Below are 1,180 nucleotides of genomic sequence, written 5' to 3'. Positions count from 1 at the left end.
CGTGGTGGGGTCAGCGGACGCCGAGGAGGTGTTCCATGGCGAGCTGGTCGAGGGCTTCGAAGGCCATGGAGCGTTCCGCGGCGGCGGTGGCGTCGAAGTTCTCGTAGGCGGAGGTGTCGGCGAGGAGGGCCTTGAGGCCGTCGTCGGCGGTGGGGCGGGCGAGCTCGTGGAGGCGGGAGGCGGTCAGGGCCTCCTGGACGGCGGGGTCCGCGCGGAACGCGGCGGCGCGCTCCTTGAGGATGAGGTAGTTGCGCATGCAGTTCTTCGCGGACTCCCAGACCCCGTCGATGCCGTCGGTGCGCACGGGCTTGAAGTCGAAGTGCAGCGATCCGTCGTAGCCGGCGCTCTCCAGCAGGTCGACGAGCCAGAACGCCTGGCGCAGGTCCCCGGCGCCGAAACGGAAGTCCTGGTCGTACTTGATGCCGGACTGGCCGTTGAGGTCGATGTGGAAGAGCTTGCCGGCCCACAGGGCCTGCGCGATACCGTGCGGGAAGTTCAGCCCGGCCATCTGCTCGTGCCCGGTCTCCGGGTTCACCCCGACCATCTCCGGGCGCTCCAGACGCTCGATGAACGCCAGCGCGTGACCGATCGTGGGCAGCAGGATGTCGCCGCGGGGCTCGTTGGGCTTGGGCTCGATCGCGAACCGCAGGTCGTAGCCCTGCTCGGTGACGTAGTCGCCCAGCAGGTCGAAGGCCTCCTTCATCCGGTCCAGCGCCAGCCGCACGTCCTTGGCACCCCCGGACTCCGCACCCTCACGCCCGCCCCAGGCCACATACGTGGACGCACCCAGCTCGGCGGCCAGATCGATGTTCCGGATCACCTTGCGCAGCGCGAAACGCCGCACGTCACGGTCGTTCGAGGTGAACCCGCCGTCCTTGAACACCGGGTGCGTGAACAGGTTCGTCGTCGCCATCGGGACCTTCATCCCGGTCCGCTCCAACGCGTCCTTGAACCGCCCGACCAGCCGGGCCCGCTCCTTCTCGTCCGACCCGAACGGGATCAGGTCGTCGTCATGGAACGTCACACCGTGCGCCCCCAGCTCCGCGAGCCGCTCCACCGACTCCACCGGATCCAGCACCGGACGCGTCGCGTCACCGAACGGGTCGTTGCCACGCCAGCCCACCGTCCACAGACCGAACGTGAACCTGTCCGCGGGAGTGGGAGTGAAGCGGTCCGTCAT

Annotated in this window: 1 protein-coding gene; it reads right to left on the bottom strand. The window is 69.0% G+C overall.

The window, feature by feature from the left end:
* Positions 1-10 precede the first annotated feature (10 nt).
* Complete coding sequence (gene xylA / locus IA22_RS0133670) at positions 11-1,180, bottom strand: xylose isomerase (protein WP_015579227.1); 1,170 nt, start codon at positions 1,178-1,180, stop codon at positions 11-13.

Source organism: Kitasatospora papulosa (assembly GCF_000717245.1).
Taxonomy (GTDB): Bacteria; Actinomycetota; Actinomycetes; order Streptomycetales; family Streptomycetaceae; genus Streptomyces; species Streptomyces papulosus.
This window is presented reverse-complemented; position numbering and strand designations above follow the sequence as displayed.

What these genes read in the sequence shown, in the direction of transcription:
- xylA (WP_015579227.1), bottom strand. Translation starts at nt 1,180, where the DNA reads ATGACGGACCGCTTCACTCCCACTCCCGCGGACAGGTTCACGTTCGGT.